Annotated in this window: 28 protein-coding genes; 12 read left to right on the forward strand and 16 right to left on the reverse strand. The window is 60.6% G+C overall.

What is annotated here, in order from left to right; translation table 11 throughout:
• Nucleotides 1-45: 45 nt before the first annotated feature.
• Genes ribBA through nrdR form a run of 4 tightly spaced genes read right to left on the reverse strand, consistent with a single transcriptional unit; the run spans nt 46 to nt 3,466 of the window.
• Nucleotides 46-1,137 carry a bifunctional 3,4-dihydroxy-2-butanone-4-phosphate synthase/GTP cyclohydrolase II gene (ribBA, locus tag ACEN2T_RS18815; protein WP_032884563.1) on the reverse strand — a complete coding sequence of 364 codons (1,092 nt, stop codon included), beginning with the start codon at nt 1,135-1,137 and terminating at the stop codon, nt 46-48.
• Between the two features lie 15 nt (nt 1,138-1,152).
• Complete coding sequence (locus ACEN2T_RS18820; RefSeq protein ID WP_442117302.1) at nt 1,153-1,815, reverse strand: riboflavin synthase; 663 nt, start codon at nt 1,813-1,815, stop codon at nt 1,153-1,155.
• A gap of 47 nt (nt 1,816-1,862) precedes the next feature.
• Nucleotides 1,863-2,999: a bifunctional diaminohydroxyphosphoribosylaminopyrimidine deaminase/5-amino-6-(5-phosphoribosylamino)uracil reductase RibD gene (gene ribD / locus ACEN2T_RS18825; protein WP_032884561.1), complete on the reverse strand. Its 1,137-nt coding sequence runs from the start codon at nt 2,997-2,999 to the stop codon at nt 1,863-1,865.
• Nucleotides 2,996-3,466, reverse strand: a complete 471-nt coding sequence (nrdR, locus tag ACEN2T_RS18830) for a transcriptional regulator NrdR (RefSeq protein WP_163033267.1) — start codon at nt 3,464-3,466, stop codon at nt 2,996-2,998. The genes ribD and nrdR overlap by 4 nt, the downstream gene beginning before the upstream one ends.
• Before the next feature lie 139 nt (nt 3,467-3,605).
• Here nrdR and ACEN2T_RS18835 point away from each other — a divergent pair, with 139 nt between their 5' ends.
• From ACEN2T_RS18835 to trxA, 3 genes are read left to right on the forward strand one after another with little or no spacing between them, the layout of a single operon-like run.
• Complete coding sequence (locus tag ACEN2T_RS18835; protein WP_032884559.1) at nt 3,606-4,061, forward strand: YbaY family lipoprotein; 456 nt, start codon at nt 3,606-3,608, stop codon at nt 4,059-4,061.
• Complete coding sequence (locus ACEN2T_RS18840) at nt 4,058-4,720, forward strand: class I SAM-dependent methyltransferase (protein WP_181643750.1); 663 nt, start codon at nt 4,058-4,060, stop codon at nt 4,718-4,720. The genes ACEN2T_RS18835 and ACEN2T_RS18840 overlap by 4 nt, the downstream gene beginning before the upstream one ends.
• A 32-nt stretch (nt 4,721-4,752) precedes the next feature.
• Nucleotides 4,753-5,625: a thioredoxin gene (trxA, locus tag ACEN2T_RS18845; RefSeq protein WP_442117303.1), complete on the forward strand. Its 873-nt coding sequence runs from the start codon at nt 4,753-4,755 to the stop codon at nt 5,623-5,625.
• On the opposite strand, the gene ACEN2T_RS18850 is transcribed toward trxA, so the two are convergent.
• The gene (locus tag ACEN2T_RS18850; RefSeq protein ID WP_442117304.1) at nt 5,622-5,975 is read right to left on the reverse strand and encodes a hypothetical protein; all 354 of its coding nucleotides are present in this window, start codon (nt 5,973-5,975) and stop codon (nt 5,622-5,624) included. The two genes, trxA and ACEN2T_RS18850, sit on opposite strands and share 4 nt — an antisense overlap.
• 132 nt (nt 5,976-6,107) lie before the next feature.
• Between ACEN2T_RS18850 and ACEN2T_RS18855 the strand changes: the two genes are divergently transcribed.
• The 5 genes from ACEN2T_RS18855 to ACEN2T_RS18875 all read left to right on the forward strand — a co-directional run bounded on the left by ACEN2T_RS18855 (nt 6,108) and on the right by ACEN2T_RS18875 (nt 10,020).
• Nucleotides 6,108-6,710, forward strand: coding sequence for a DUF2796 domain-containing protein (locus ACEN2T_RS18855; RefSeq protein ID WP_442117305.1), 603 nt, complete (start codon nt 6,108-6,110; stop codon nt 6,708-6,710).
• A gap of 6 nt (nt 6,711-6,716) precedes the next feature.
• A complete protein-coding gene (locus tag ACEN2T_RS18860) occupies nt 6,717-7,427 on the forward strand; it encodes an ABC transporter ATP-binding protein (protein WP_442117306.1) in 711 nt (236 codons plus the stop codon).
• A 1-nt stretch (nt 7,428) separates the two neighbouring features.
• Nucleotides 7,429-8,694, forward strand: coding sequence for an ABC transporter permease (locus tag ACEN2T_RS18865; RefSeq protein WP_027605183.1), 1,266 nt, complete (start codon nt 7,429-7,431; stop codon nt 8,692-8,694).
• Nucleotides 8,695-8,705: 11 nt separating this feature from the next.
• Nucleotides 8,706-9,227, forward strand: a complete 522-nt coding sequence (locus tag ACEN2T_RS18870) for a DUF3299 domain-containing protein (protein WP_032884553.1) — start codon at nt 8,706-8,708, stop codon at nt 9,225-9,227.
• A 94-nt stretch (nt 9,228-9,321) separates the two neighbouring features.
• Complete coding sequence (locus ACEN2T_RS18875; RefSeq protein WP_095186186.1) at nt 9,322-10,020, forward strand: OmpW/AlkL family protein; 699 nt, start codon at nt 9,322-9,324, stop codon at nt 10,018-10,020.
• 126 nt (nt 10,021-10,146) lie between these two features.
• On the opposite strand, the gene ACEN2T_RS18880 is transcribed toward ACEN2T_RS18875, so the two are convergent.
• The 5 genes from ACEN2T_RS18880 to ACEN2T_RS18900 all read right to left on the reverse strand — a co-directional run bounded on the left by ACEN2T_RS18880 (nt 10,147) and on the right by ACEN2T_RS18900 (nt 17,147).
• Nucleotides 10,147-11,031 (reverse strand): sugar nucleotide-binding protein, encoded by an 885-nt coding sequence (locus ACEN2T_RS18880; RefSeq protein ID WP_032884551.1) that lies wholly within the window; start codon nt 11,029-11,031, stop codon nt 10,147-10,149.
• 112 nt (nt 11,032-11,143) lie between these two features.
• Nucleotides 11,144-13,228 (reverse strand): mechanosensitive ion channel family protein, encoded by a 2,085-nt coding sequence (locus tag ACEN2T_RS18885; RefSeq protein ID WP_122756015.1) that lies wholly within the window; start codon nt 13,226-13,228, stop codon nt 11,144-11,146.
• 58 nt (nt 13,229-13,286) lie between these two features.
• Entirely contained in the window at nt 13,287-14,117 is an 831-nt protein-coding gene (locus ACEN2T_RS18890; RefSeq protein ID WP_442117307.1) for a hypothetical protein, read from the reverse strand.
• Nucleotides 14,118-15,686: a hypothetical protein gene (locus ACEN2T_RS18895; protein WP_442117308.1), complete on the reverse strand. Its 1,569-nt coding sequence runs from the start codon at nt 15,684-15,686 to the stop codon at nt 14,118-14,120. It abuts the gene before it with no gap.
• Nucleotides 15,687-15,704: 18 nt separating this feature from the next.
• Nucleotides 15,705-17,147, reverse strand: coding sequence for an OmpA family protein (locus tag ACEN2T_RS18900; protein WP_032884764.1), 1,443 nt, complete (start codon nt 17,145-17,147; stop codon nt 15,705-15,707).
• A gap of 266 nt (nt 17,148-17,413) precedes the next feature.
• On the opposite strand from ACEN2T_RS18900, the gene ACEN2T_RS18905 reads away from it, so the two are divergent.
• From ACEN2T_RS18905 to ACEN2T_RS18915, 3 genes are read left to right on the forward strand one after another with little or no spacing between them, the layout of a single operon-like run.
• Nucleotides 17,414-18,193 (forward strand): endonuclease/exonuclease/phosphatase family protein, encoded by a 780-nt coding sequence (locus ACEN2T_RS18905; RefSeq protein ID WP_339483886.1) that lies wholly within the window; start codon nt 17,414-17,416, stop codon nt 18,191-18,193.
• Complete coding sequence (clsB, locus tag ACEN2T_RS18910) at nt 18,190-19,458, forward strand: cardiolipin synthase ClsB (protein WP_032884547.1); 1,269 nt, start codon at nt 18,190-18,192, stop codon at nt 19,456-19,458. Before ACEN2T_RS18905 ends, clsB begins: the two co-directional genes overlap by 4 nt.
• Entirely contained in the window at nt 19,448-20,392 is a 945-nt protein-coding gene (locus tag ACEN2T_RS18915; RefSeq protein WP_442117309.1) for a lysylphosphatidylglycerol synthase domain-containing protein, read from the forward strand. The genes clsB and ACEN2T_RS18915 overlap by 11 nt, the downstream gene beginning before the upstream one ends.
• Nucleotides 20,393-20,397: 5 nt before the next feature.
• Here ACEN2T_RS18915 and ACEN2T_RS18920 read toward each other — a convergent pair whose 3' ends face one another.
• From ACEN2T_RS18920 to ACEN2T_RS18930, 3 genes are all read right to left on the reverse strand, one after another.
• Nucleotides 20,398-21,153: an alpha/beta hydrolase family protein gene (locus tag ACEN2T_RS18920; protein WP_032884545.1), complete on the reverse strand. Its 756-nt coding sequence runs from the start codon at nt 21,151-21,153 to the stop codon at nt 20,398-20,400.
• Nucleotides 21,143-22,252, reverse strand: a complete 1,110-nt coding sequence (locus ACEN2T_RS18925; protein WP_442117310.1) for a DUF3182 family protein — start codon at nt 22,250-22,252, stop codon at nt 21,143-21,145. The genes ACEN2T_RS18920 and ACEN2T_RS18925 overlap by 11 nt, the downstream gene beginning before the upstream one ends.
• Nucleotides 22,253-22,423: 171 nt before the next feature.
• Complete coding sequence (locus ACEN2T_RS18930) at nt 22,424-23,383, reverse strand: GlxA family transcriptional regulator (RefSeq protein ID WP_442117311.1); 960 nt, start codon at nt 23,381-23,383, stop codon at nt 22,424-22,426.
• 96 nt (nt 23,384-23,479) lie between these two features.
• On the opposite strand from ACEN2T_RS18930, the gene ACEN2T_RS18935 reads away from it, so the two are divergent.
• Nucleotides 23,480-24,043: a cysteine hydrolase family protein gene (locus ACEN2T_RS18935; protein WP_032884542.1), complete on the forward strand. Its 564-nt coding sequence runs from the start codon at nt 23,480-23,482 to the stop codon at nt 24,041-24,043.
• A 20-nt stretch (nt 24,044-24,063) separates the two neighbouring features.
• On the opposite strand, the gene tam is transcribed toward ACEN2T_RS18935, so the two are convergent.
• The 3 genes from tam to ACEN2T_RS18950 form a co-directional block, all read right to left on the reverse strand.
• A complete protein-coding gene (tam, locus tag ACEN2T_RS18940) occupies nt 24,064-24,825 on the reverse strand; it encodes a trans-aconitate 2-methyltransferase (protein ID WP_442117312.1) in 762 nt (253 codons plus the stop codon).
• An 89-nt stretch (nt 24,826-24,914) separates the two neighbouring features.
• Nucleotides 24,915-25,721 carry a hypothetical protein gene (locus ACEN2T_RS18945; RefSeq protein ID WP_179179819.1) on the reverse strand — a complete coding sequence of 269 codons (807 nt, stop codon included), beginning with the start codon at nt 25,719-25,721 and terminating at the stop codon, nt 24,915-24,917.
• A 122-nt stretch (nt 25,722-25,843) separates the two neighbouring features.
• On the reverse strand, nt 25,844-26,359 hold the full coding sequence (locus tag ACEN2T_RS18950) for a single-stranded DNA-binding protein (RefSeq protein WP_003232445.1): 516 nt from the start codon (nt 26,357-26,359) through the stop codon (nt 25,844-25,846).
• Nucleotides 26,360-26,365 lie beyond the last annotated feature (6 nt).

The following is a 26,365-nucleotide window of genomic DNA, read 5'->3' on the forward strand; positions in this document are numbered from 1 at the left end:
TCAGTGATGATTTAACCGCGAACAAGGGGCAATAGACGCCAGCCTTTATTCGGAGGGCACGTATTCTACAACTTCCAGATCGAATCCGGATATCGCATTAAATTTCATCGGTGCGCTCATGAGGCGCATTTTGCGCACACCGAGGTCACGCAGGATCTGCGAACCGGCACCGACGATGCTGTAGGTGGTCGGTGTTTTAACCTGAGTCTGCTCGGCGGTTTCGCGGATATGGGCAAGCAATACATCGCCGTCCACCGGGTTACCCAGCAGCAGCACCACACCGCTGCCCGCCTCGGACACCGCAGCCATCGCGGCGCGCAGGCTCCAACGGCCCGGTTGCTTGACCATCAACAGGTCGCGCAGCGGGTCCATGTTGTGCACACGCACCAGGGTCGGTTCGTCTGCGCTGATGGTGCCCAGGGTCAGGGCCATGTGCACATCGCCCTCCACTGAATCACGGTAGGTCACCAAATTGAATTGGCCCAATTCGCTGTCCAGTGGCTGCTCGGCAATCCGCTGAACGGTACGTTCGTGGATCATCCGGTAGTGAATCAAGTCGGCAATGGTGCCTATCTTGATGTTGTGCTCGGCGGCAAATGCTTCGAGTTCGGCGCGACGAGCCATGGTGCCGTCGTCGTTCATCACTTCGCAGATCACACCGCTCGGCTCGAAACCGGCCATGCGCGCCAGGTCGCAGGCTGCTTCTGTGTGGCCGGCACGGGCCAGGGTGCCACCCGGTTGAGCCATCAGCGGGAAGATGTGGCCTGGGCTGACGATGTCTTCGGCCTTGGCGTCTTTGGCGGCAGCGGCTTGAACGGTGCGGGCGCGGTCAGCGGCGGAAATGCCGGTGGTCACGCCTGTGGTCGCTTCAATCGACACGGTGAACTTGGTACCAAAACCCGAGCCGTTACGCGGCGCCATCAGCGGCAGCTTGAGCAGCTCGCAGCGCTCGCGGCTCATGGGCATGCAGATCAGCCCGCGAGCGTGCTTGGCCATGAAGTTGATGTGCTCAGGCTTGCAGGCCTCGGCGGCCATGATGATGTCGCCTTCGTTTTCGCGGTCTTCGTCATCCATCAGGATGACCATCTTGCCTTGGCGGATGTCTTCAACCAGTTCTTCGATGTTATTGAGCGCCACGCGGCACCCCCTTGGTCAGGATTTCAGGTAGCCGTTAGCGGCCAAAAAACTCTCAGTGATGTTCCCAGTTGCAGGCTCTGCGGCCTTATCGCACATCAGCAGGCGCTCCAGGTAACGGGCAAGCAAGTCGACTTCCAGGTTCACCCGGCGACCAGGCTGGTACGACGCCATGATGGTTTCGCTCAGGGTGTGGGGAATGATGGTCAGTTCAAATTCGGCGCCATTCACGGCGTTCACGGTCAGGCTGGTGCCGTCGACAGTGATCGAACCTTTGTGGGCAATGTATTTGGCCAGCTCTTTGGGCGCGCGGATGCGGAATTCCACGGCGCGGGCATTTTCGCTGCGGGCAACGACTTCGCCGACACCGTCGACGTGGCCGCTGACCAGGTGACCACCGAGACGGGTGGTGGGCGTCAGGGCTTTTTCGAGGTTGACCGGGCTGCCGGCCTTGAGGTCATTCATCGCGGTGCAGTCCAGGGTTTCCCGGCTGACGTCGGCGGCAAAGCCGTTGCCCGGCAGTTCGATGACGGTCAGGCACACGCCGCTGACGGCGATGCTGTCGCCCAGCTTGACGTCGCCGAGGTCGAGCTTGCCGGTTTCAACCAGCAGGCGCACGTCGCCGCCCTTGGGGGTCATGGCGCGAATGCTGCCGATGGATTCGATAATGCCGGTGAACATGGCCTTCTCCTGGAAAACGGGGCGGGCACTTGAGCGCCCGGTCAGAATTATACGCTCGCTGCTGGCACAGGGATGGCAGTGACTCGCCAGTCGTCGCCTACAGCGCGCATTTCAGTGATCTTGAGTTGGGGGGCGTCGGCCAGTTTCTCAAGCGGCCAGTCCAGCAAAGGCCGGGCAGCGGAGCCGAGGAACTTGCCGGCGACGAAAATCACGTATTCGTCCACCAGACCTTGCTGGGCAAACGCCCCTGCCAGGCTTGGGCCAGCTTCCACCAAGACTTCGTTGACGCCACGGGCGGCCAGCGCCACCAGCGCCGAGCGCAGGTCGACCTGGCCTTCTACACCTGGCACCACCAGACACTCGGGGCCTCGGGGGAACTGGTTTTCCGGGGTGACACAGGTGATGACCAATGCCGGGCCCGCCTTAAAGAAGGGTGCGTTGAGCGGCACCCGCAGGCGGCCGTCGATCAACACACGCAACGGCGGGCGCGACATGGCCAGGGCGGTGGTTTCTTCATCCAGTCCCAGCTCGGCCGCGCGGACGGTAAGCCGCGCACCGTCGGCCAACACCGTGTCGGCGCCAGTCAGCACCACGCTGGCCTCGGCGCGCAGGCGCTGCACGGCGGCGCGGGCGGCGGGACCGGTGATCCATTGGCTTTCGCCGCTGGCCATCGCGGTACGACCGTCCAGACTCATCGCCATTTTGATTCGCACGAACGGCAACCCGTGTTCCATGCGTTTGAGAAAGCCTTTGTTGAGCGCCCGCGCCTCACCTTCCAGTACGCCACTGCGCACCTCGATCCCGGCCTGGGCCAAGCGCTGCATACCGCGCCCGGCAACTTCCGGGTTAGGGTCCTGCATCGCCGCAACCACCCGCGCCAGCCCGGCGCTCACCAGCGCATCGGCGCACGGCGGGGTGTGACCATAGTGGCTGCACGGTTCGAGGGTGACGTATGCCGTGGCGCCTCGGGCCTTATCGCCGGCAGCCCGCAAGGCATGCACTTCCGCATGGGGCTCGCCCGTGCGCACATGCCAGCCTTCGCCGACAACCTGCCCATCGCGCACAATCACGCAGCCAACACGCGGATTAGGGTGGGTGGTGTACAGGCCGTTGCGCGCCAGTTCAAGGGCGCGGGCCATGTAATGGGCGTCGAGGACAGTTTGTTCAGCAGAAGGAGGAATCATGGTTTGACCGGCTCACGGGCCAGGCGGTCGATCTCTTCGCGGAACTCATTGAGGTCCTGGAAGCGTCGATACACCGAAGCGAAACGGATATAGGCGACTTCGTCGAGCTTTTGCAGCTCGCCCATCACCAACTCTCCCACCACCAGGCTCTTGACCTCGCGCTCGCCAGTCGCTCGCAGCTTGTGCTTGATATGCGCCAGCGCCGCCTCCAGCCGCTCGACACTCACCGGGCGTTTTTCCAGCGCGCGCTGCATACCGGCGCGCAGTTTTTCTTCGTCGAAAGGCTGGCGGCTGCCGTCGGACTTGATCAGACGTGGCAATACCAGTTCGGCAGTTTCGAAGGTGGTGAAACGTTCACCGCAGCCAGAGGCCAGGCATTCGCGCCGGCGACGTACTTGATCGCCCTCGGCGACCAGACGCGAGTCAATGACCTTGGTGTCGTTGGCACCGCAGAAGGGACAGTGCATGGTGGCAGGCAACAAAAAAAGGGAGGGCCATGGTAGCGCATCCCTGTGGCAAGACAAGCCATAGCCTTTACGGTATACAGGCGGGCTATTATGTTTCTTACATTTCAAGCCACGGATTTTGTCCTTTCTGGAGCCGTACATGCAGTTACGACCACTTGTTTTGCTCACCCTGTTCAGTGTCCTGGTCGCCTGCAGCAGCGAAGCCCCCAAGCCGTCTGCGCCCCAACCGGTGCCTGCGCAGGAGAAAAAAGTCCCTGGCATTGAAGACCTGGGCCCCCTACCCGCCTACCAACGTGAAATCAACGGCAGCCTGACCAACGTCCCCGCCGGCGCCGAAGTCGAGATGGCCCTGCTGGTGATCGACGACCGTTCGCGCCCGCAACAACTGCTCGCCAGCAGCGTACTGACCGGCAACGGCAAGCCCGTGGCCTTCCGCCTGCGTTTTAACCCAGAGGCTTTCCCGGCCGGTGCACGGGTTGAGCTGCGTGGCCGCGCCAGCCAGTCCGGTCAGTTGATCCTGCACCTGCCCGCCGTACGCATCACCCAGGCAATCACCCAGACCACCGGCCCCCTGGAACTCGTCAAGGCACCATGACGCCACCGTTGGACTTGCAGCGCGCCCTGAGCGAGCTGATCGGCGACGCTCAACTGGTGCCCTGCCCGCTGCCGGGCACCGAACTCTCGTTGTGGCTGTTGGATGCGGACAACATGGACCGCGCCTTCAGTCCCGAAGAAACCCGGCGCATTCTGCATGAGCCGCCCTACTGGAGTTTTTGCTGGGCCAGCGGCCTGGCATTGGCGCGGTATTTGACGGCGAACCCCGAGTGGGTCGCGGGCAAGCGCGTGCTGGACTTCGGCGCCGGTTCCGGCGTGGCCGCGATTGCGGCGGTTAAGGCAGGTGCGGTGGAAGTAGTTGCCTGCGACCTGGATCCGCTGGCGTTGGCATCTTGCCGCGCCAATGCCGAGCTCAATAACGTGGAATTAACCTATTCGCCGGACTTCTTCGCCGAAGCCGATCGCTTCGACCTGATCCTGGTAGCCGATGTGCTTTACGATCGCGCCAACCTGCCACTGCTGGATCATTTCCTCAGCCGCGGCCGCGAAGCACTGGTGGCGGACTCACGGGTGCGCGACTTCCAACACCCGGCTTATCAGCGCCTGGAAATCCTCGATGCGCTGACGTTGCCGGACTTGGCCGAGCCTTGGGAGTTTCGCAAGGTGAGCCTGTACCATTCGCGGCGCCAGCCCTTATAGTTGCCCCATTCCCGCTTTATTCGAGACGCCCCATGAGTGAGCCCACGCCGTACATCTTCGACGTCACCGCCGCCAACTTCGACCAGGCCGTGATTCAGAACTCCTTCGAAAAACCCGTATTGGTGGATTTCTGGGCCGAGTGGTGCGCGCCCTGCAAGGCCTTGATGCCGATGCTGGCGCAGATTGCCGAGAGTTATCAGGGCGAGTTGCTGTTGGCGAAGGTCGATTGCGAAGCCGAGCAAGACATCGTTGCGCGCTTTGGTATTCAAAGCCTGCCGACGGTGGTGCTGTTCAAGGATGGCCAGCCGGTAGACGGGTTCGCCGGAGCCCAGCCGGAGTCGGCTGTGCGAGCGCTGTTGGCGCCGCATGTGCAGATGCCCGCGCCGAAGGAGGCGGATCCATTGGTACAGGCACAAACGTTGTTTGCCGAAGGGCGCATCAGCGACGCCGAAGCCGTACTCGTCGCGCTGCTGGGCGAGGACAACACCAACGCCGCCGCGCTGATTCTGTACGCACGCTGCCTGGCCGAACGCGGTGAGCTGGGTGAAGCCCAAACCGTGCTCGACGCAGTGAAAAGCGACGACCACAAAGCCGCGCTCGCCGGGGCCAAGGCGCAAATCACTTTCCTGCGCCAAGCCGCCGACCTGCCGGACGCCGCCGACTTGAAAAGCCGTCTGGCGCAAAACCCGCAGGACGATGAAGCTGCGTATCAGTTGAGCATCCAGCAACTGGCGCGTCAGCAGTACGACGCCGCGCTGGAAGGCTTGCTCAAGTTGTTTATCCGCAACCGCGGCTACAGCGAAGGCCTGCCGCACAAGACCCTGTTGCAAGTGTTCGAACTGCTGGGCAATGACCACCCGCTGGTCACCGTGTACCGCCGCAAGTTGTTTGCCGCGCTGTACTAATCACCGATCCAACTGTACAGCGGCGTATCCCCGCCGCTGCTCACCTTGACCTTAGCGCTGTGGCGCAGGCGCACCAATAGTCGCTTGCCCGCCGCAGCATCCCCCGCCAAACCTTCCAATCGATCAAGCAACTCCAGGCCGCTGAGTTGTCCGGCGTTGCGCAACAAGTCCTGGGCGTTCTGCCACAGGTCATCATTGTGTTTGACCGGCGCTACCGGCGCTACCGGCGCGGCGGCGCTGGCTGCCGGCGTCGCCTGCAATTGCGCGCCCAACTTTGCCCAATCGCCGTCGTCCAGTTCCAGGGTTAAGTCCACCGGCAGGTCGCCGATGGTTCCACGAATTCGCAACATCGTCCTGACTCCTGCAGTTTTTCTGACGGGCATGCTCCCATGCGGCTTGCGCAACGCCAAGCAGACGGTCAAACTCTCGGCCTTATTGTTATAAGATCACATAACATAACTTTCATGTTCTGGAGCCCTCTCATGCGCCGTCTGCTGCTCGCTTTGCCGTTTGCCCTGCTGCCACTGGCCATTGCCCATGCGGCTGAGGACCATGATCACGACCACGAACACGGCAGCCTCGGCGCGCACGAGCACGGCGTCGGGCGTCTCAACGCCGTACTCGACGGGCAGACCCTGGAGCTTGAGCTGGACAGCCCGGCAATGAATCTGGTGGGTTTTGAGCACGTCGCCACCACGGCTGCCGATAAGGCCAAAGTCGCCGCTGCACGCAAACAGCTGGAAAACCCATCGGCCCTGTTCAACCTGCCCAAGGCCGCCGGTTGCGTGATCAGCTCCCAGGAGCTCAACAGCCCGCTGTTCGGTGACAAGCCGGAAGCCGACCACGACGACGATGACCACGATCACGACGCCAAAGACGGCGCCCACGAACATCATCACGACCACAGCGAAATCCACGCCCACTACCAATTCACCTGCGCCACGCCGACTGCGTTGAGCAATCTGGACCTGACCCAGGTATTCAAGACCTTCCCCGCCACTCAGAAAATTCAGGTACAACTGATCGGCCCGAGCGGCCAGCAAGGTGTTGATGCCACCGCCACAGCAGTCACCCTGAAGTTCTGAGTTCACATGACCCAAGCACTGATCGAACTGTCTGACCTGGGCTTCAACTGGCCCGGTCACCCACAGTTGCTGGACATCCCCGTCTTCCGCCTGGAAGCGGGTGAAACCCTGTTTCTCAAGGGCCCGAGCGGCAGCGGAAAAACTACGCTGCTTGGTCTGTTGGGCGGCGTGCAGAAACCCAGCCGAGGTAGCATTCGCTTGCTCGGCCAGGAGCTGACCGAACTCTCGGCCGGCGCCCGTGATCGTTTCCGCGTCGACCATACGGGCTACGTCTTCCAGCAGTTCAACCTGCTGCCGTTCCTGTCGGTGCGCGAAAACGTTGAGTTGCCTTGCCACTTTTCCAAACTGCGTGCGCAGCGGGCAAAGCAGCGCCACGGCAGTGTCGACCAGGCCGCAGCTACATTGCTCGCGCATTTGGGCTTGAAGGATAAAGACCTGCTGGAGCGCCGCGCCGATTCGCTGTCCATCGGCCAGCAACAACGGGTGGCTGCCGCACGCGCGCTGATCGGCCAACCGGAATTGGTTATCGCCGACGAACCCACCTCAGCCCTGGACTACGACGCCCGCGAAGCTTTCCTTCAGCTGCTGTTCGCTGAATGCCGCGACGCCGGCGCCAGCCTGTTGTTTGTCAGCCATGATCAGAGCCTGGCGCCGCTGTTCGACCGCAACCTGTCGCTGGCCGAACTCAATCGCGCCGCCACGCCCGCAGAGGTTTGAGATGTATTTGTTTCGTCTAGCCATGGCCAGCCTGGCTAACCGTCGCTTTACCGCGATCCTCACCGCGTTTGCCATCGCGCTTTCAGTCTGCTTGTTGCTCGCAGTGGAACGGGTTCGCGTTGAGGCGCGCAACAGTTTCGCCAGTACCATCAGCGGCACCGACCTGATCGTCGGCGCCCGCTCCGGTTCGGTCAACCTGCTGCTGTATTCGGTATTTCGCATAGGCAACGCCACCAACAACATCCGCTGGGACAGCTACGAGCACTTCGCCGCCAGCCCCCAGGTGAAATGGGCGATCCCGATTTCCCTCGGCGACTCCCATCGCGGCTACCGGGTGATGGGTACCAACGAGTCGTACTTCGAGCATTACCAGTACGGCCGCAAGCAAAACCTCGAACTGGCCAGCGGCCGTGCCTTTGCCACCGACCCGTTCGAAGTGGTGCTCGGTGCCGAGGTCGCTGATGCCCTGCACTACAAGCTCGGCGACAAGCTGGTACTGGCCCACGGCGTGGCGGTGGTCAGCCTGGTCAAGCACGATGACAAGCCGTTCACCGTGGTCGGTATCCTCAAGCGCACCGGCACGCCGGTGGATCGCACGTTGCACATCAGCCTGGGCGGCATGGAAGCTATCCATATCGACTGGCACAACGGTGTGCCGGCCCAGGGCAAAGGCCGCATCAGCGCCGATCAGGCGCGCAATATGGACCTGACCCCGCAGGCCATTACCGCCTTCATGCTCGGCCTGAACAACAAGATTTCCACCTTCGCCCTGCAGCGCGAGATCAATGAATTCCGTGGCGAGCCGATGCTGGCGATCCTGCCCGGCGTGGCGCTGCAAGAGCTGTGGAGCATGATGGGCACCGCCGAAAAAGCGCTGTTCGTGATCTCGCTGTTTGTGGTGCTGACCGGCTTGATCGGCATGCTCACCGCCATCCTTACCAGCCTCAACGAACGCCGCCGCGAAATGGCGATCCTGCGTTCGGTGGGTGCACGGCCGTGGCATATCGCAACGTTGCTGATCTTCGAAGCCTTCGCCCTGGCCCTGTCCGGCGTGATCGCAGGCGTGGGCTTGCTGTATGTATGCATTGCCGCGTCGCGTGGGTATTTGCAGGCCAATTACGGGCTGGACCTGCCGATGTCCTGGCCGAGCGAATATGAATGGACCTTGCTCGCCGGTATCCTGGCTGCTGCGCTGTTGATGGGCAGCGTGCCGGCCTGGCGCGCCTACCGACAATCCTTGGCCGATGGCCTGTCCATACGTTTATGAGGAAGGACTCGATGCGTCGTGCCCTGTTTGCACTGTTGTTGCTGGTGGCGGTACCCGCCTGGGCCGATGAGCAGCCCAAGGATTTGTCCTGGCAGGAGATGATCCCACCGGACGCGCCGCCAGAAGTCCCCAATATGAAACCGCTGCACGACCTGTCGAACATGGCCGATGCATTGTCCGTCGAAGCCGCGCCGGCGGCCAAGCAGGACCTGCCCAACGCGCCGGTGGTGCAGAGCCTCAATGGCCAGCACATCCGCCTGCCGGGTTATATCGTGCCGCTGGAAGTCAGCGAAGAAGGCCGTACCACCGAGTTCCTGCTGGTGCCGTATTTCGGCGCGTGCATCCACGTACCGCCGCCGCCGTCAAACCAGATCGTGCATGTGAAAAGTGAAGTCGGCGTGAAGCTCGATGAGCTCTACCAGCCGTATTGGATCGAAGGCGCGATGCAGGTCAAGCCGTCTACCAGCGAACTGGCGGACGCCGGTTACCAGATGGATGCCGAGAAGATTTACATGTATGAACTGCAGGAATAACGCTGATCGTCCTTTCATTGAGCTGAGTCAACAGACCGAACGGAACGATCTTTACCATTGGACGTACAACTTTTAAACGTCCTTTGGAGCTCCCATGAACAAGTCTCTGCTCGGCGCGTCCCTCTTCGCGCTCGCCCTCGTCGCCCCCATTGCCCATGCTCACGAAGCGGGCGACATTCTGGTTCGCGCCGGTGCTATCACCGTGAACCCGAAGGCCGACAGCAGCACCGTCAAGGTTGACCAGGGCCCGCTGGCCGGTACCAACCTGGGCGGCAAGGCGACCATGAGCAGCGACACCCAACTGGGCCTCAACTTCGCCTACATGCTGACCAACCACGTGGGTATCGAACTGCTGGCCGCCACGCCGTTCGAGCATGACGTGAAGATCAAGGGCACCGCCCTCGGCGGCGCCAACGGCAAGCTGGGTACGCTGAAACACCTGCCGCCAACCCTGAGCGTCGTGTACTACCCGCTGGACAACAAATCCCCGTTCCAACCGTACGTAGGCGCCGGTATCAACTACACTTGGATCTACGACGAACACGTCGGCAGCCGTGCCCAGGGCGCAGGCTTCAGCAACTTCAAAGCCGAGAACTCATGGGGTTGGGCTGCGCAGATCGGCGCGGACTACATGATCAACGACAAGTGGATGATCAACGCCCAGGCGCGTTACATCGACATCAGCACCAAGGCTACCGTGGAAAACAACGCCGTGGCGCCGGGCACCCGCGCCAAGGTCAATGTGGACGTGGACCCAATGGTTTACATGGTGGGTATCGGCTACAAGTTCTAAGCAAAACTGCATAAACAACTGTGGGAGGGGGCTTGCTCCCGATGACGGTGGATCAGTCAACAAACCAGTGACTGGTACACCGCTATCGGGAGCAAGCCCCCTCCCACATTTGGTTGTGCGTTGGGTTCAGCTGTGGCGGTAAAACCGATCCAATAGCGCCGGAAGCCCCGCCCGCCAGGCCCGCGGCTTGATGCCAAAGGTATGCAGGATTTTCTTGCAGGCTAACACCGCGTGCTGCGGCTCGTCCGTCGCATCCGGCCGGGCCGCGTGGGCTTGGGCGGTGGGCGATTCAATGGCCAACGGATGGAAAGTGCGCGCTTCGGTGAGGATCGCCTGACCCAGCGCAAGCGGCGTAGTCGCCTCCTGGCCGGCGTAATGGTAAGTGCCCCACAGCGGCGCCGCGCAATCGAGTTGCTTGAGCACCGAAATGATCACCCGCGCCGCATCATCCACCGGCGTCGGGTTGCCGCGGCGGTCATCCGCCATCAGCAATTCATCCGGTTTCTCGGCCCGGGCCAGGAAGCGCCCGAGGGTGCCATCCACACTGTCATCCAGCAGCCAGCCAAAGCGCAGCAACACATGCTGCGGGCACGTGGCGCGCACACTCTGTTCGATACGCCACAACGCCTGGCCACGCAGGCCCAGGGGCACCGGCTCGTCCTTTTCGCTGTAGGCGGTGGCACGGGAGCCATCGAATACGCGGTAGCTGGACGGTTGCAGCAAGGTGATGTTGTGGTGTTGGCACAGTTCGGCCAGGCGCTCGATAGCGAACTCCTGCGAAGCCAAACGGGTTTCGCTGACGGCTTCGGCCTGGAACCAGTCGAAGTAGTAGGCGAGATTGATCAAGGCATCGGGACGGGTGTCGTCGAGCAATTGGGTAAGGCTCGCGGCATCCCAGCCGTCTTGGGGCGGTTTGGGTGCGAGGAAACCGATGTCTTCCTCTGCACCGAGGCGAATCAGCGCCTGCCCGAGGGCATTCCCGCCGCCCAATAACATAAGGCGCATTCGCATAGATTGAGCAGGCCCGGTCTGTTTGGAACGTTGGCTATGGTCGGCAGGCCCGTGGGCCTTGCCGCTGGCATTTGCCAGAATCGTTGCATTTTGCGGGTTTGTAGCGCAACCGTCACGGATTAAGTGTCTTGACGCCTGGCTCTGCGGGCTCATGCTCCAACGCCGCACGCTGGGGCACCATGACCTGCTGTGGATAAGTCTGCGCGAAGTGCACCTCGGGGCAGTTATCCACAAGCTTTTTCAGACGCTGGTTAAACGCGCGACTGACAGCATATTGCCCACCCGATACCGTGCGGAACTGCGCTGTGAGCACCACACCATTGAGGTCCATCTTGTCGACACCAAACACTTCCAGCGGCCCTTGCAGGTTGTACTTGAGGAAGACATCGTCGCGGATCGACTGACCGGCTTCACGAATCAACTCCACGGCCTTGTCCACATCGGTGTCGTAGGTGAACTGCACCGAGAAGAACGCATAGGCAAATTGCCGCGACTGGTTGGTGACCGCCTTGATCTGCCCGAACGGCACCGAATGCACAAAGCCCTTGCCGTCACGCAGACGCAGGGTGCGGATAGTCAGGCCCTCGACGGTGCCGGCGTGGCCGGAGTCAAGCACCACCCAGTCGCCGATGGACAGCGTGTCTTCAATGATGATGAACAGCCCGGTGATCACATCCTGCACCAGTTGCTGAGAACCAAAACCAATGGCCAGGCCGACCACACCAGCACCCGCCAGTAGCGGCGCGACATTGATGCCAAGGTTGGCCATGGTGGTGATCGCGCAGATGACCACCAGGATGATCTTCACCGCATTACGCAACAGCGGCAGTATGGTTTTCACCCGCGTGCTCGGCTGGCGACTGGAGCGCTTGTTTACCGGCGGTTTCAGCGCTTCCTGGATCGCCGTGTCGAGCACCACCCAGAACAACCATGTCATCAGCAGGATCAGGCCGATGCTGCTCAAAGAGTCGCTGATCGCCCGACCTACCGAGTTGCGCTGGGCAAACTCGAACAGGGACACGCCCCAGATCCGCCCAAGGATTTCGATAAAGGCGATCGCCATGACAATGCGCAGGATCGCGTGCAACAGGCTCAAGAAGCGATCTTTATAGGCGCTACTGCGCTGGATCGCTACCTGGCTGCGGGACTTGAACAGGTGTTGCAACACGGTGCTCAAGAACACGGTGCCAATCAGCAGAATCGTGGTGAACAGCGCGCAACGCAGGGCTTTCTGGTTATCGTCACCGGCACCGATGAGGTTGATTGCCGAGACCAGCACCATCAATAGAATCGGCCAGTACCAAAGGCCGGAAAACACCCGCAAAGACTGCTGCAACGCCGGATGTTTAAGGCGCTGGGCCAGTGGCCGATTGCGGATCAGATGGGCGACCGGCCGACGCAAGCGCACCACCAGCACGCCGAAAATCACCGCCGCGAACAGGCCGGTAAATACCGCAATACTGCTGGTGATATTGCCGCCAAGCTGGCGGGCGATTTGCGGGCTGGTCAAGGCATCGCTGAGGGCGGCGAGGAAGCCAATCAGGAACAGCGGCTTGGGGCAGTAATCGCGAATAATCTGCACCGCCGGCCGCTTGTGGCCGAAATTGAACATGACAATCACGCACAACAGCATCGAGGTGGAAAAGATCCCGCTGCTGGTGGCATAGGCAAAACACAGTGCCAACGCGCGCCCCACCGAAGTGGGCAGGAAGTGACTGACATAAAGGGTCAGCGGCAGGCAGATCAGCGCCGGGATCGTGTAGGGCACCACATACCCGAGCACCGCATGCAGGCGTTTGCGCTGTGCGACGAATGACCGTCGGCCCAAGCGCTGCACAATAAAACGCCCCAACAACGTCAGCACGGTAAATGCGCCGACCCACACACCTGACAGCAGCAGAAAATTCCCGGCCACACTCCACGGCGAACGTTCTGACGTTTGGTCGACCAACCGCCCTACTTCATCCGCCGCCCTGTCCGCACGCAGGCGCCAGGCGTCGATCAGGCTCTGATTGAGATCGAGCTTGTCCTGCACGTCGTCGATGCTGGAACTGATGGCACCGAGCAGTCCGCCTTCCACCAGCAACTCTGGCTTGGCCGGCGTCTCGGGTTCGGGCGCAACCGCCGCGGCGTGCAGTGCGCCACTGCCGCAAAACAGCAGCGCACCGAGCAGTAATGCAGTCTTGAGATTCAGCAAAACACCGAGTTCCTTCAGAAGGGTCTGTAAGGAACTGACGGGTTTCAGCAGGGATGGTTCACTTCAGGTCGACATTCAGGCTTGGCGCGCCAAACGCTACCAACTGCGCGTTAGAGCCGGCGAAATAGCCTTTCCAGAAGCCTTCCAACGCTTGGATGGTCTTGCCGGAGCGATAAGCCTCCTTGACGTCCTTAGTCACCAACGCCGCACCGGCCACATAGACACGTGCGCCCTGCAGGTCGGCGAACAGGCCTTTGTCGGCCACCCGCTTCAGCTCGGCGTCGGGTTGCAGATCACGAATCCGGTTGTTGGCGTAGAAGCTGCCGAAGTCGCTGTTTTCCAGCATGTCGGAAATCAACAACACCACCCGTTCCTGAGCCGGTTGCTGGCCCAGGTCTTTGCCGATATCACGCAACGACTGGAAGATCTCACTGCGCGCAATATCTTCGGACGCTTCACGCAGCGTGGTCACAAACACCTTGCCAAAGGTCTTGTTGAAGAAGCTGCGTTGCTCGGCCAGGCACGTATCAAAGGTGCGCAGCGATTGCATGCCCACGCGCTCACGGACTTTCTCGTCGATGCCCTGGTTGAGTTCACCGGCAAAGCGCAATTGCATGAACTGCCCCGGCAGAAACGCCGAGAAGCTGTACAGTCGGACCTTATCGCCCGGCTGAACAAAGCGCTGCACCTGGGCCCAAGTGGCCTTCTGAATGACCTCAGGCATCGGGATCGTTTGATCAATGATCACCGTCAACTCGCGCCCCGCAGACACGGGCCGAAACTCAGCGACCTTGGCGTACGGATAGCAATCCGGAATGTCGTTGCGCTCACCGGCCACCGCCATCAAGGGCGCCAGCAACAGGGCACAGAAAAAGCGCGGGATCATCATTCAGGCACCTGTTGCGTCAAAGTCTTTAACCAACTGCTGTTCGGCACGCAGCGCCAGCACATCTTCCAAGGCGTGGCCTTTGGCACGGCTGATCGTTGCCAATTGCTCTTCGGTGTAGACCGTCAGGTCTTTGCCGCGCAGGGCGTCGAGACCTTCCGAGGCAGCCACCGCCACTGGCGCCTGCACCGGGGCTGGTGCTGGTGCTGGTGCTGGTGCAGCGACTTCTGCTACCGCCGGTGCGGCAGGTGCAACCGGAACATTGACGGGTTTGGCCGCCGGTTGCGGATTCCCTGGCAACGCCTGTTTGCGCGCCACGAAGGTCTCGAAACTGCGATTGTGTGCAGTGGTCAACGCCGCCTGCTGCTGGGCATTGGTAGTGGTGCGCCCGGCGAGCTTGAGCTGCAATTTGCTCAATTTGTGATCGGCATGGGAGGCAATTTCCACGCGCTGGCTCTGCATCCAGTTTTCCAGGGCTTCGCCGCTGGAGAACTTGTGGGTGTGCTCCCAGGCAGTCTTGGACTCAACCCCGGCAAAACCGAAGATCGACGCCAGCCAGATACTGGTGATCTGAATCGCGATGTAGATCACCGACAGCACGATGAAGGTGATCAGCGAGGCTTTGCGGATCGCGTCCATCTTGTCGGTCAGGGTTTGCTTGTCTGCCTGATCGTTGATCGCCGCCGAATCGGCCGGCAGTTCGAACGGGCTGGCCGAGTCGTAATTCTGCTGGGCAAAGGCATGCGGGCTGCCGACCATTTCGGTCTCGATGCTTTTGAGCTGCATGGTGCGGATACCGAACGCCGCAATCGCGATAATCGCGATCCAGATACCGGTGGTGATCATCCAGCCACGGCTTGGTGTCACGGTGTGGTTGGTGTTGATGCGCGCCAGGATGCGGTTGTAGTCCTTGCCGTCTTTATCGCTTTCGGTGTCTTTGATCCCGATGCCCGGCAACTCCTTGAGCTGATTCGGGCGGTCGCTGTCGCTGTCGTTTTCCCACCAGTGGCGAGCCTTGCTGATCAGCGCGTTCTTGTGCGCAGCACGGCCGGTGACTTCGGCCAGGATCGCCGAGGCGACCGCCAGCAGGAAGGCGAACAACCAGCCCATCCAGCTTTGGTCATTGGCCGACAGGTTCTGGTTGATGAATGGCACCAGTACGTAGGCGAAACCCACGGCCTCGAACATGATCAGCATAAAAATCAGGGCAAACACCCAGAACGGTCGCTCCCGGCGGCCACGCTCGCCGATGGTGCGCAGGTAGGATTCGCTTTTATTAAAGAAATCGACGTCTTCCGCGCCGATTTTTTCATAGCGCGAGTAGTACGCGTCGCACAGCTCGCTCTCGGATTTCGGCCAGCCATAAGCGTCGAGCATCAGGCTCTGCTTGGACAGGCGCGCTACCTTGCCGATCACGGGCACGCCGTGCCAAACACGCATGACGAAATAACCCACTTTTTCCCAATACGCTTGAATCAGGATCGCCGCCAGCAGCGTGGAAATCACCAGGCCGGTGATTAGCTTGTTTGCCCAGAGCAGGGCCGTCAGCGCATTAAAGCTGAAGTCTTCCATGGTGTATGTCCTTGAGTCTTACGCGCGAATCGGCACGAAACGGGTAGTGAAAGCTTCACGGCTGCGCGGGTAGAACAACGCACCGTCCGTGGCTTCGGAGTTTTTCTTGCTGAACACCACGTCGATACACGACACCGGTGCCTTGGGGTCTTGGATGAAAACGCGATAGAGCACCAGGTCCTCACCTTCGTAGGTGTTGGCCACGGCTTTGCTTTTGATCGACTTGCGGTTGCCGTCCTTGTAGCCCTGGACCACTTCGATGAAGGGTTGGCGGTCGACGCTGGCGCCGTCACGCAGGATCGAAACCGGCGACAGCGTCACCAGGTGGCCATTGACCACATTCGCCCACACGCGGTTGTTGTAGCCCGGCAGGTACTCGGTGGTGACTTGGGTGTCGAGCGCCTTGCCGCTGGCGAGGTTGAACACCTTGCCGGTTTCTCGCGGGCGGTCGGCTTCGCAACTGCTGTTGGGCAGATCGTTGGCTTGCGCGCTGCTGACCAGAGCGAACCCGGCCTTTTTCGGCGCGATGCCTTGGGCCAGGGTCCAACGCGTGTCGCTGGCCGGCTGGCCGCCAAAGTCGACCAGGGCGGTACCGGCATCGGCGGGCTTGCTCTCGGCAGCCGGTTTGGTGGTGGCAGCAGGCTTGTTTTTCGGCGCGCGGGCGACGGTGCGCGCAGGCTCGGTCGAGGTGCCGTGCGCCAGGTATTTGGAGTTGTTCTGTTCGGCGTTGACCCGTTTGACCAGCATGTTGCGGTCGGTCACTTCAACGATCTCAACCCGACGGTTCTTGCCGCGTTGCTGCACATCGCTGTTGTCGGCGATTGGCCGCGAAGCCCCCGCCCCCTGGAAAAACATACGCTGCGGGGCGATGCCTTGCTCGGCCAGGATCGACGCCACGGCGCGGGCACGTTGCTCGGACAACCGCTGGTTGGTGGCGGCGCTGCCGGTAGCGTCGGTGTGGCCGACGACCAGAATAGCCGCTTGGCTGTTCTGGCCCTGCTTGGGCGCAAACGCGGCGGCCAATTTGCGGACCTGGCGCTGACCATTGGCGCTCAACTGCGCGCTGCCGGTGGCGAACATGCCTTCATCCTGCACTTGGGCAACGATGCCCGCTTCAGTCGGTGCCGGCGCGCGGGCGTTTCCGCTGGCGACCTCCTGGCTTTGCAGGGTTTGCACCTGGATATTCAGGTTCTCTTCCTTGGCGATCCGCTCCAGTTCCTGCAAACGGTTCTGCCACAAGTTACCCGCCACACAACCGGCCGCCGCGCCCACACCACCGCCGACGATCGCCTTTTTGGCATCGCCCGTGATCGCATACGTCAGGCCTGCACCGAGCAATGCACCACCGGCGCAACCGATGGCCGTGCCGTAGTTTTTGCCGGCGTCGTTAAGCGTCGCGCAGCCGCTGAGCGCCACGGCGCCAGCAAGCAGGCTGATTTTTCGGGTAAAGGAGGTATTCACTTGATGGGTTCCGGCCTTCATGAAAAGAGCCGCCGACCCACTGCCAACGCCGAATACGCGCCAACTGCATCATCCATGAACAGGCCCTGCACAATCGTTGAATGGGGTAAATAGCGCGGGATTGGATCACGTCAGTGATGGCAATTCAACAGCATTTGTAACTCCATGCGTCCTTCAGAACCGTCCGTAGGACGCTCGAAACTTTCTCCAGCCGCCAGCAGTCAGCCATTACATGAAGCCAAGCCCCACTCTTCACAGGAATACACATGACTGCGATCCCCGACTGGGTGCCCGTTACCCCCAGCGTCGCCATCACGCGCTTTACAGTGCTGACGGTCAATATCCACAAGGGCTTCACCGCCCTGAACCGACGCTTCATCCTGCCCGAGCTGCGAGAAGCGGTGCGCAGCGTGGGCGCAGACATGGTGTTCCTGCAGGAAATCCATGGCACCCACGAGCGCCATCCGCAGCGCTACAGCGACTGGCCGAACATGCCGCAGTACGAGTTTCTGGCCGACAGTATCTGGCCGCAGTTCGCTTACGGGCGTAACGCGGTTTATCCCCATGGCGACCACGGCAATGCGCTGCTGTCGAAATTCCAGATCGTGAGCTACGACAACCTCGACATCTCCCAAAGCGGCCATGAAAACCGTGGCCTGCTGCATTGCGTGTTGCGCTTGCCGGGCAGCGGGCAGGAAGTGCACGCAATCTGTATCCACCTGGGCTTGCGCGAGGTGCATCGCCAGCAGCAATTGCGTTTGCTGGAGCAGCGCATCCGCGAGATTCCCGCCGGTGCGCCGTTGGTGGTCGCCGGCGATTTCAACGACTGGCGCCAGCGGGCCGATTTGAGCCAAAGCGGCCTCACCGAGGTGTTCGTGCACACCCTTGGCAAACCGGCGCGCACCTTCCCGGCACGCCTGCCGTTGCTGCCGCTGGACCGCATTTATGTGCGCAACGTGAAGGTTCACAACCCACAGGTGCTGACCACACGGCCGTGGTCCCATCTTTCAGACCATGTGCCGCTGTCGGTGGAGATTGAGCTATGAACGTTGCGGTCGAGCACATCTCTACCGACCAGCCGCCGGACGAAACCAAGGCACGCGACCTGGATTACGGCTGGCAGAGCGGTAATCAGGTCGAGTTGCTGGAGAACGGCGAAGCGTACTTTCCCAAAGTATTCGAGGCGCTGCGCCAAGCCCGGCGCGAGATCCTGCTGGAGACCTTTATCCTTTTCGAAGACAAGGTTGGCCATGAGCTGCAACGTATCCTGATCGAGGCGGCGCAGCGTGGGGTCAAGGTCGTGGTCAGCCTGGATGGCTTTGGCTGTGGCGAGCTGAGCGCGGGGTTTCTCGGTGAGCTGGCCGAGGCCGGCGTGACGGTGCAGATGTTCGATCCGGCGTCCAAGACGCTGGGGATTCGCACAAACTGGTTCCGCCGCCTGCACCGCAAGATTGTGGTGGTGGACGCCACCGTGGGGTTTATCGGCGGGATCAACTTCTCTGCTGATCACTTGGGGGATTTCGGCCCCGAGGCCAAACAGGATTACGCGGTGCAGGTAATTGGCCCGGCGGTGGCAGACTTGCATCACTTTGCCTTGGCGCAAAGTGGCCGCCAGGTGCGCACGCGGCGCGGGTGGCGACGGCGCCAGCAGCGGCCTTCAGCGTGGTCGAGCGAGCATGGCGACGGTCTGGTACGGTTGATTTACCGTGACAACCTGCAACACCGCGACGATATCGAAGAAGCGTATATCCACGCCCTGAGCAAGGCCCAACACCGAGCGGTGATCGCCAATGCGTATTTCTTCCCCGGCTACCGCCTGCTGCGGGAAATCCGCAACGCCGCGCGCCGCGGCGTGCATGTGCAGTTGATCATGCAGGGCCAACCCGACGTGCTGCTGGCCAAACTGGCAGCACGCATGCTCTACGACTACCTGCTCAAAGACGGTGTAGTGATTCACGAATACTGCCAGCGACCGCTGCACGGCAAAGTCGCATTGGTGGATGACGAGTGGAGCACTGTAGGTTCGAGCAACTTGGACCCATTGAGCCTGGCACTGAACCTGGAAGCCAACGTGTTGATTCGCGACCGCGCGTTTAATCAGCAACTGTACGAGCGCCTCGAAGTGCTCAGTAAAAATCACTGCCAGACAATGCCGGAAAACCGCAAGCCACGCCTGTGGTTGTGGCGATTGACCGTCGGCTTCCTGGTGTTCCATGTGATGCGCCATTTCCCCGCGCTGACCGGTTGGCTGCCTGCGCACAAACCGCGCTTGAAACCCTTCGTGCATGAGGAACAGCGCCATGAAAGCTGAGCGTTTCAAGCGTTGGAAGAAGCCCCTGACCATCGCCTTCTTCCTGCTGCTGATCGTGCTGTTCACCCTGCTCGCCCGCAGGATCGACTGGAGCGAGGTGGTCCAGACGCTGGGTGATTTCAAACTGCGTACCTTGCTGATAGCAGGCGCGTTGACCCTGTGCAGCTTTATCGTCTACGCCTGCTTCGACCTGATCGGCCGCACCTACATCCGCCAGCCATTGCGCTGGAAGCAGATTCTGCCGGTGGGGATCATCAGCTACGCGTTCAACCTCAACCTCAGCGCGTGGGTCGGCGGCATAGCCATGCGCTATCGGCTGTATTCGCGGTTGGGCGTGAGCACCGGCAATATCGCCAAGATTCTGGGCCTGAGCCTGGCCACCAATTGGTTTGGCTATATGGCGCTGGCCGGCGCGGTTTTCAGCAGCGGGCTGGTGACCATGCCGCCGGGCTGGAAGCTGAGCAGCGGCGCGCTGCAAGGGGTGGGTGTATTGCTGGTGTTGGCCAGCCTAGGCTACCTGGCGGCCTGCCAATTTTCGAAAAAACGCGCGTGGTCGATCCGAGGCATCGAGATCAACCTCCCATCGCTGCGCATGGCCTGCTTGCAACTGGCGTTGGGCGCGTTGAACTGGTCGCTGATGGCGGCAGTGATTTTTACCCTGCTGCCCGCCAAGTTGGACTATCCGCTGGTACTGGGTGTGTTGTTGATCAGCGCGATTGCCGGCGTAGTCACCCATATCCCAGCCGGGCTTGGGGTGCTGGAAGCGGTGTTTATCGGGCTGTTACAGCATGAGGCGTCGCGGGGCAGTTTGCTGGCGGGGTTGATTGCGTATCGGGCGATCTACTTCATCTGCCCGCTGCTGATTGCACTGGTGATGTACTTGGCCGTGGAAGCCAAGGCCAAGGCGTTGCGGGTGAAGAAAACACCCGCCTGAACGCACTACTGGGATTGGATGATGCTCAACCGCTCGCCGACCACCATCTCGGTGATCCAGTCCACCAGGATCGAGGTGTAGGCCTGTTGGGACACCGGATCGCTGAGGGAGTGGTCAGCGCCATCGATGATGCGGTGAGTCAGGGAATGGGTCTGCTGGCACGCGGCGCGGTAACTCATGATGGTGGCGTGGGGCACATGGTCATCGGTTTCCGATTCGACAATCAGCACATCACCGGTAAACGCCGCACAAGCATGTAAGGCGCGGTTGGTCTCGGCATGCACCAGGGTGCTGCGGTAATCCATCAAATCGACCTTATCCAGATCGCGCTTGGGCTTGAGCCATTCCTGATCGCGGTACAACGCCGGCACACGCAGCGCCAGCCAGCGTACCGGGCGCAGCGAAGTGAGGATTGCAGCCAGGTAGCCGCCATAACTGGTGCCCACGACCGCCACCGCCGAGGTGTCGATGGCAGGATGGGCGAGCAGCCGGTCGTACGCCGCAAGCAGGTCGCGCAGGTTGTCTTCGCGGGTGACGCGGTTCAATGGAATACCGTTGCCAGCATGACCGCGCAGGTCGAAGGTCAGGCACACACACCCAAGGCCGGCGATGCCTTTGGCCCGCTCCAGATCCCGCTCTTGGCTACCGCCCCAGCCGTGCACAAACAACACGCCCGGCACTTTGGATTTAGGGCTCAGAAACGTGCCGCTCATTTGTTCGTCGTCGATATCGATGGAAATGGTTTCACTTCTAGCCGTCATAAGATTTAACCGTCACGTACTTGAGAAGAAAGTCGCTGTTTTCCGCGGGGCCGCGGTACACCTCAATGGCATCCGCCGGTAGCGCTTGGTCCACGTAGGTTTCTACCGAGGACACATGAATGGCTTTAAGGCCCGGGTGGTTGATGAAGCTCTGCAGCGCCGCGACTTCCGCGCTGCTGGCGCCGCCCATGCGCCAGGATTGTTCGAGCACGCCACTGCGACGCTGGCCGTGGCTATCCAAGCCTTGAGCGATGTCGTAGTTGCGCCGTGAGGCATAGAAGCCGGGGTAGGCTTCATCAGCTGCCGTGTCGAAGACCTGCGCTTGCTCGATGGCCAGGCGTACGTCCTCGGGCAGATCGAGCTTAAGCAAGTCTTCGTAATAACCGGGTACGACCAGCAGGTCGGATCCGCCATAGACACCTTCGCCCTCCCCGTCTTCGGTCAGGTATTGCTCGCCGCAGTAACTGAACACGTGATCGCCTATAAAACTCTGGCCCACGCTATGGGTGACCACATCATGCAGGTCCTGCTCCAACACCACGCCTTCGTCGAACAACTGCATAGCCTCAGGCCGCGCCAGCACGTCTTTGAAGGCATCGAGGCTGTGGATAACTTCCTGGCCGCGTCCAGCGCAGGCGTGCACTGGTTTCAGGCGAATGGGCCCGTCGTTGAGCAAACGGGCGGCAGCGGGCAGTGCATCTTCGAGCGCGAATACACTGAGGCCTTCCAACACGACTTTTTTTACCCGCTCGCAGAACAACGGCGACCATCCCTCTGGCGCCTTGGCCTCAGGGCTTAGCAAGCCATGACTGATGGCTTTGGTGCAGATGAAGTCGTGATCGACATAGCCGCCCCACAGATCTTCGGGGCCTTTGACGTTAAGGGCGCGGGCCTGCGCCGGGCCCACAAGGGTTTGCGTGGGCAGTAAATACAGCTCACGGCCAGCATGTTTTTGCGGATCGTAGCTGCCACCGAATTTAAGCCCCAGAATTTGCGCCAGCCAGCGGGCCAGGGCGAGGTTTGTGTCGACTTCATGCTGAGGTGCGCCCTCTCGTGTGGAGTAAGCGACCACCCATTTTTTGCGTTGTGTCGGGGTCATGCGTCCCCCTTGGCCGTCCGGCCATGTGTGTATCAAGAAGGCTGCAGGGATCAGGCCAAAACATGGAGGGGCGGGACCGGTTTGAAATCAATCAGTTACTGAAAAACCGATGGCATTTGGCCTGTTTTATTCTGCACGACAAGGCGTCAAGTGCGCGGCGTTCTGCACGATTCACACGCCAAAACGGCTGCGATAATCACTGGGCGCCAGACCTGTGATTTTCTTGAAAATGGCGCGAAAGGCGCTGGGATCCTGATAGCCCACGGTCCAGGCGATATGGTCGATGGTGCCGTTGGTGAACTCCAACATCTGCCGCGCCTTGCCCACACGCAAGTGCTGGCAGTATTCGGTGGGTTTCAAGCCAGTGGCGCCGCGAAAGCGCCGCAGGAAAGTACGTTCTTCCAACCCCGCCTCTTGCGCCATGGTCGCGACGGACACATCTACAGCCCCGCTGGCTTGCAACCAATGTTGAACCTTGAGAATGGCCGCGTCGCCATGACCAAGGATCGGCGCAAAGTTACTGCCGCACTGGCTGGCGCTGTCGCTGTGTTCGATGACCAAGAACCGCGCGGTGTCGGCAGCGATGCTCGGCCCCATGAGACGGTCAACCAGACGCAGGCCCAGTTCGGACCACGCCATCAGCCCGGCCGTAGTAATCAGGTCGCCGTCATCGACAATAGGTTTGTCCGCCTCCAGGCGCACGGAGGGGTAGCGTGCGGCAAAAGACTTGGCGGAAGACCAATGGGTAGTAGCGCTGCGCCCATCCAGCAAGCCACTGCGCGCCAGCATGATCGAGCCGATACAGACGCCACCGAGTACGGTCCCCGTCGCGTGCTGCTGACGAAGCCACTCCAACAGCGCAGGCGGCGCTTGTTCTTCGGTGAACTCACCGATCGACGGGGGCACCAGTACGGCCATCATCGGCTGGTAGGGGCCTGGGTGGCTGTCGAATACCCTTTTCGGCGAGCCATCGGCACTTACCTGCCAATGGCTGATACGCAACAGCGGCAGTTGTGCAGACTGATGCTCGGCCGCAATCCGGTTGGCCACGCCGAACAGGTCGGTCAGGCCATGCACGGCGGCCAATTGCGCCCCTTCGTAGATCAACACGCCCAGCTCAACAACAGCCATTGTCAGTTTTCCCCCTGTTATTGTCGGTGCAGCCAATCCCCGGCGCCGGCGCCAGCTAAGATACTGGGCCCATCAACCCATCACGAGGCAATACCCATGGCCAAGCAAGCACTCATCCTAATCGATATCCAGAACGACTACTTCCCCCAGGGCAAGTGGCCGCTTGATGGTGTGGAAGCTGCGGCGGACAAGGCTGCGCAGGTGCTCAAGGCGTTCCGCCAGGCAGGTGATGCGGTGATTCATGTGCGCCATGAATTCACGTCCGAAGATGCACCGTTCTTCACGCCTGGGTCACAAGGCGCGCAGTTGCATCCAAAGGTACTGAACGAAAGCAATGAGCCTGTGGTGCTTAAACATTTCGTGAACTCGTTTCGTGAAACCAATCTGCGCGCCTTGCTGGAACAACGCAGCATCACCGAACTGGTGGTGGTCGGCAGCATGAGCCATATGTGCGTCGATGCCGTGGTGCGGGCCGCAGCGGATCTGGGCTACAAGGTCACGGTCATTCATGATGCCTGCGCCACCCGCGATCAGGAGTTCAACGGGCAGGTGATTCCGGCCGCGCAGGTGCATGGCGCGTACATGGCCTCGTTGGCGTTTGGGTATGCGGGCGTGGTGTCGGCGGAGGAGTATTTGAAGGCGCAAGCAGCGGCGGCGTAAACGCTGCTTGCCTGAGTGTTTTAGCGGGTCGCGATAATAAAGAGGCGCGGGAACGGCAGTAACACGGTGCCATCGGCCAGGGCTGGATACGCCTGGGCAATCCGCGCCTGATATTCCTGTAGAAAGGCGGCTTTTTCACCATCGGTCAAAGGCGCAAGGAATGGACGCAATCCCGTGCCCTTGAACCACTCCACCACAGCCCCGTGATCTGCCAACGGGTGCAGGTAGGTCGTGCGCCATACGTCAACGGCAGCGCAGTGCTTGCTCAGCAACTCGTAGTAGTAGCTCGCCGCGTACCGCTCATTGTGTTTGACCGTACCAAGCTTTGCAGACCACTGGCCCTCAGCCGCGACTTCACGCGCAAGCCGGTGTGCAGGCTCATCGAGGTTGTCCGGGGTTTGCACTGCCAGCGTGCCGCCGGGCGTCAGTTGGTTGACCAGATGAGGGTAAAGCGTGCTGTGGTTGGGCACCCATTGCAGCGAAGCGTTGGCCAGGATCACGTCGAATTTTTGCGCGGGACTCCAGGCGCCGATATCGGCCAGTTCAAAGCTCAATTCCGGCAGGCGTTTGCGGGCGTCGATCAACATATCGTCGGAGCTGTCCATGCCGATGACATGTGCTTGAGGGAAGCGCTCGGCCAGCACTTCAGTGGAGTTGCCAGGGCCGCACCCCAGGTCAACGGCGGTTTTCACGTCACTATTTGGAATGGCTGCAACCAAGTCACGGACCGGACGGGTGCGTTGTTGCTCGAACATCGTGTACTGCTTGGCAGACCAGGTCATCGCGGCTTTCCTTGTTCTTTGGAAGGGGCTACAGCCTAAATCGTGTGACCCATGAGGACAAATGCCAGGGCCGGAGATCTTCTATGCCGTCATTTCATCCGCTTCAGAAAACTCATGTACGGATCGCCATTGAGGATGAAGTCTTCGCGCATCCGGCCGTCAAGCATGGGTTCAAGACTGGTAGGGGTGAGTAATTTGTGCTTTGGGAGACGAAACGCCTGTTCATGGTCCGAGTAGGTATACCGTTGGAAATGCAGTGCATTGCCTATCCAGTGGACGTCGTTGTAGAGGTAATGCCAGTTTTTGTCACTGGGCGTACTCAGGTAAAAAACCCCGTTCACATCTCGGGTAATTTCATACATCACAAAATTACTGGAGCTCCATTTGCCGACGTAGCGGTCCATACCCGGATGGTCGGGAATGGCTGGGGCAGCGACGAAATCACTGTCAGTGTAAGGCGTACTCCGGGCCTGCTCGGCCTTGAGCTGAGGGTAGCGTTCGCACACAGAATCGATGCTGTCGACTTTTTCAAGGTCGTACCTGATTTCCATGCCATCCGTTCGGGAAGTGAACTGCATGGCCTCGGGAGAAAAGGTCAGCACCTTCAGCTCAATGGTTTTGGTCGGTAATATCATGTTGATTACCTCCCCATTGTCAGCCACGGAATAAGCGACCACGTTCGTCGGTTCCCGAGTTGATTTCACGCAGTCGAAAGCGTGCATCAACAATTGGCCATCGGACCTGAACTCAGCCACGGTCGTTTGACCTTCGTTCAATGCCTGCATGGCCCAGAGGCCGACAATCAGGTTTTTAGAAGCCTTTGGCTCAGCGTGTAACGCGGTGCAGCCGGCCGCCAAAACGACGGCCAATACGTAGCGCAGCAGTGTGTTCGACACGATGTTCATCCATGACTGTGTGGGTCGGCGGTTCTCAATGCGAACCTACAAACAAAAAAGCCCCAAGAGCAGGGCTCATGGGGCTTTTCGGGAAAGCTTTACGGATTGCTCCGAGCGATATCCTAGAAAGGAATATCGTCATCAAAGCTATCGAAATCCGGAGCCGGTTGCGGAGCGGCCTGTTGTGGCGCCGGACGCGACTCACGCTGTGGCTGCTGGCTTGGCTGTGGACGCGACTGCTGTGGACGCGGTGCCGAGTTGGACATGCCGCCCTGGCCCTGTTGATCGCCTTGTGGACGACCGCCCAGCAGTTGCATGGTGCCTTGCATGTCGACCACGATTTCAGTGGTGTAACGCTTGATGCCGTCTTTTTCCCACTCGCGGGTCTGCAGTTTGCCTTCGATGTAGACCTGCGAACCTTTGCGCAGGTATTCGCCGGCGATCTCTGCAACCTTGCCAAACATCGACACACGGTGCCACTCGGTTTTCTCGACCTTCTGGCCGGTTTGCTTGTCGGTCCACTGTTCGCTGGTCGCCAGACTCAGGTTGGTCACGGCGTTACCGTTAGGCAAGTAGCGAACTTCGGGATCCTGGCCGCATGTACCGACCAATATGACTTTGTTAACCCCACGGGCCATAACGTT

The sequence above is a fragment of the Pseudomonas sp. W22_MBD1_FP4 genome, assembly GCF_052113765.1.
GTDB lineage: Bacteria > Pseudomonadota > Gammaproteobacteria > Pseudomonadales > Pseudomonadaceae > Aquipseudomonas > Aquipseudomonas sivasensis.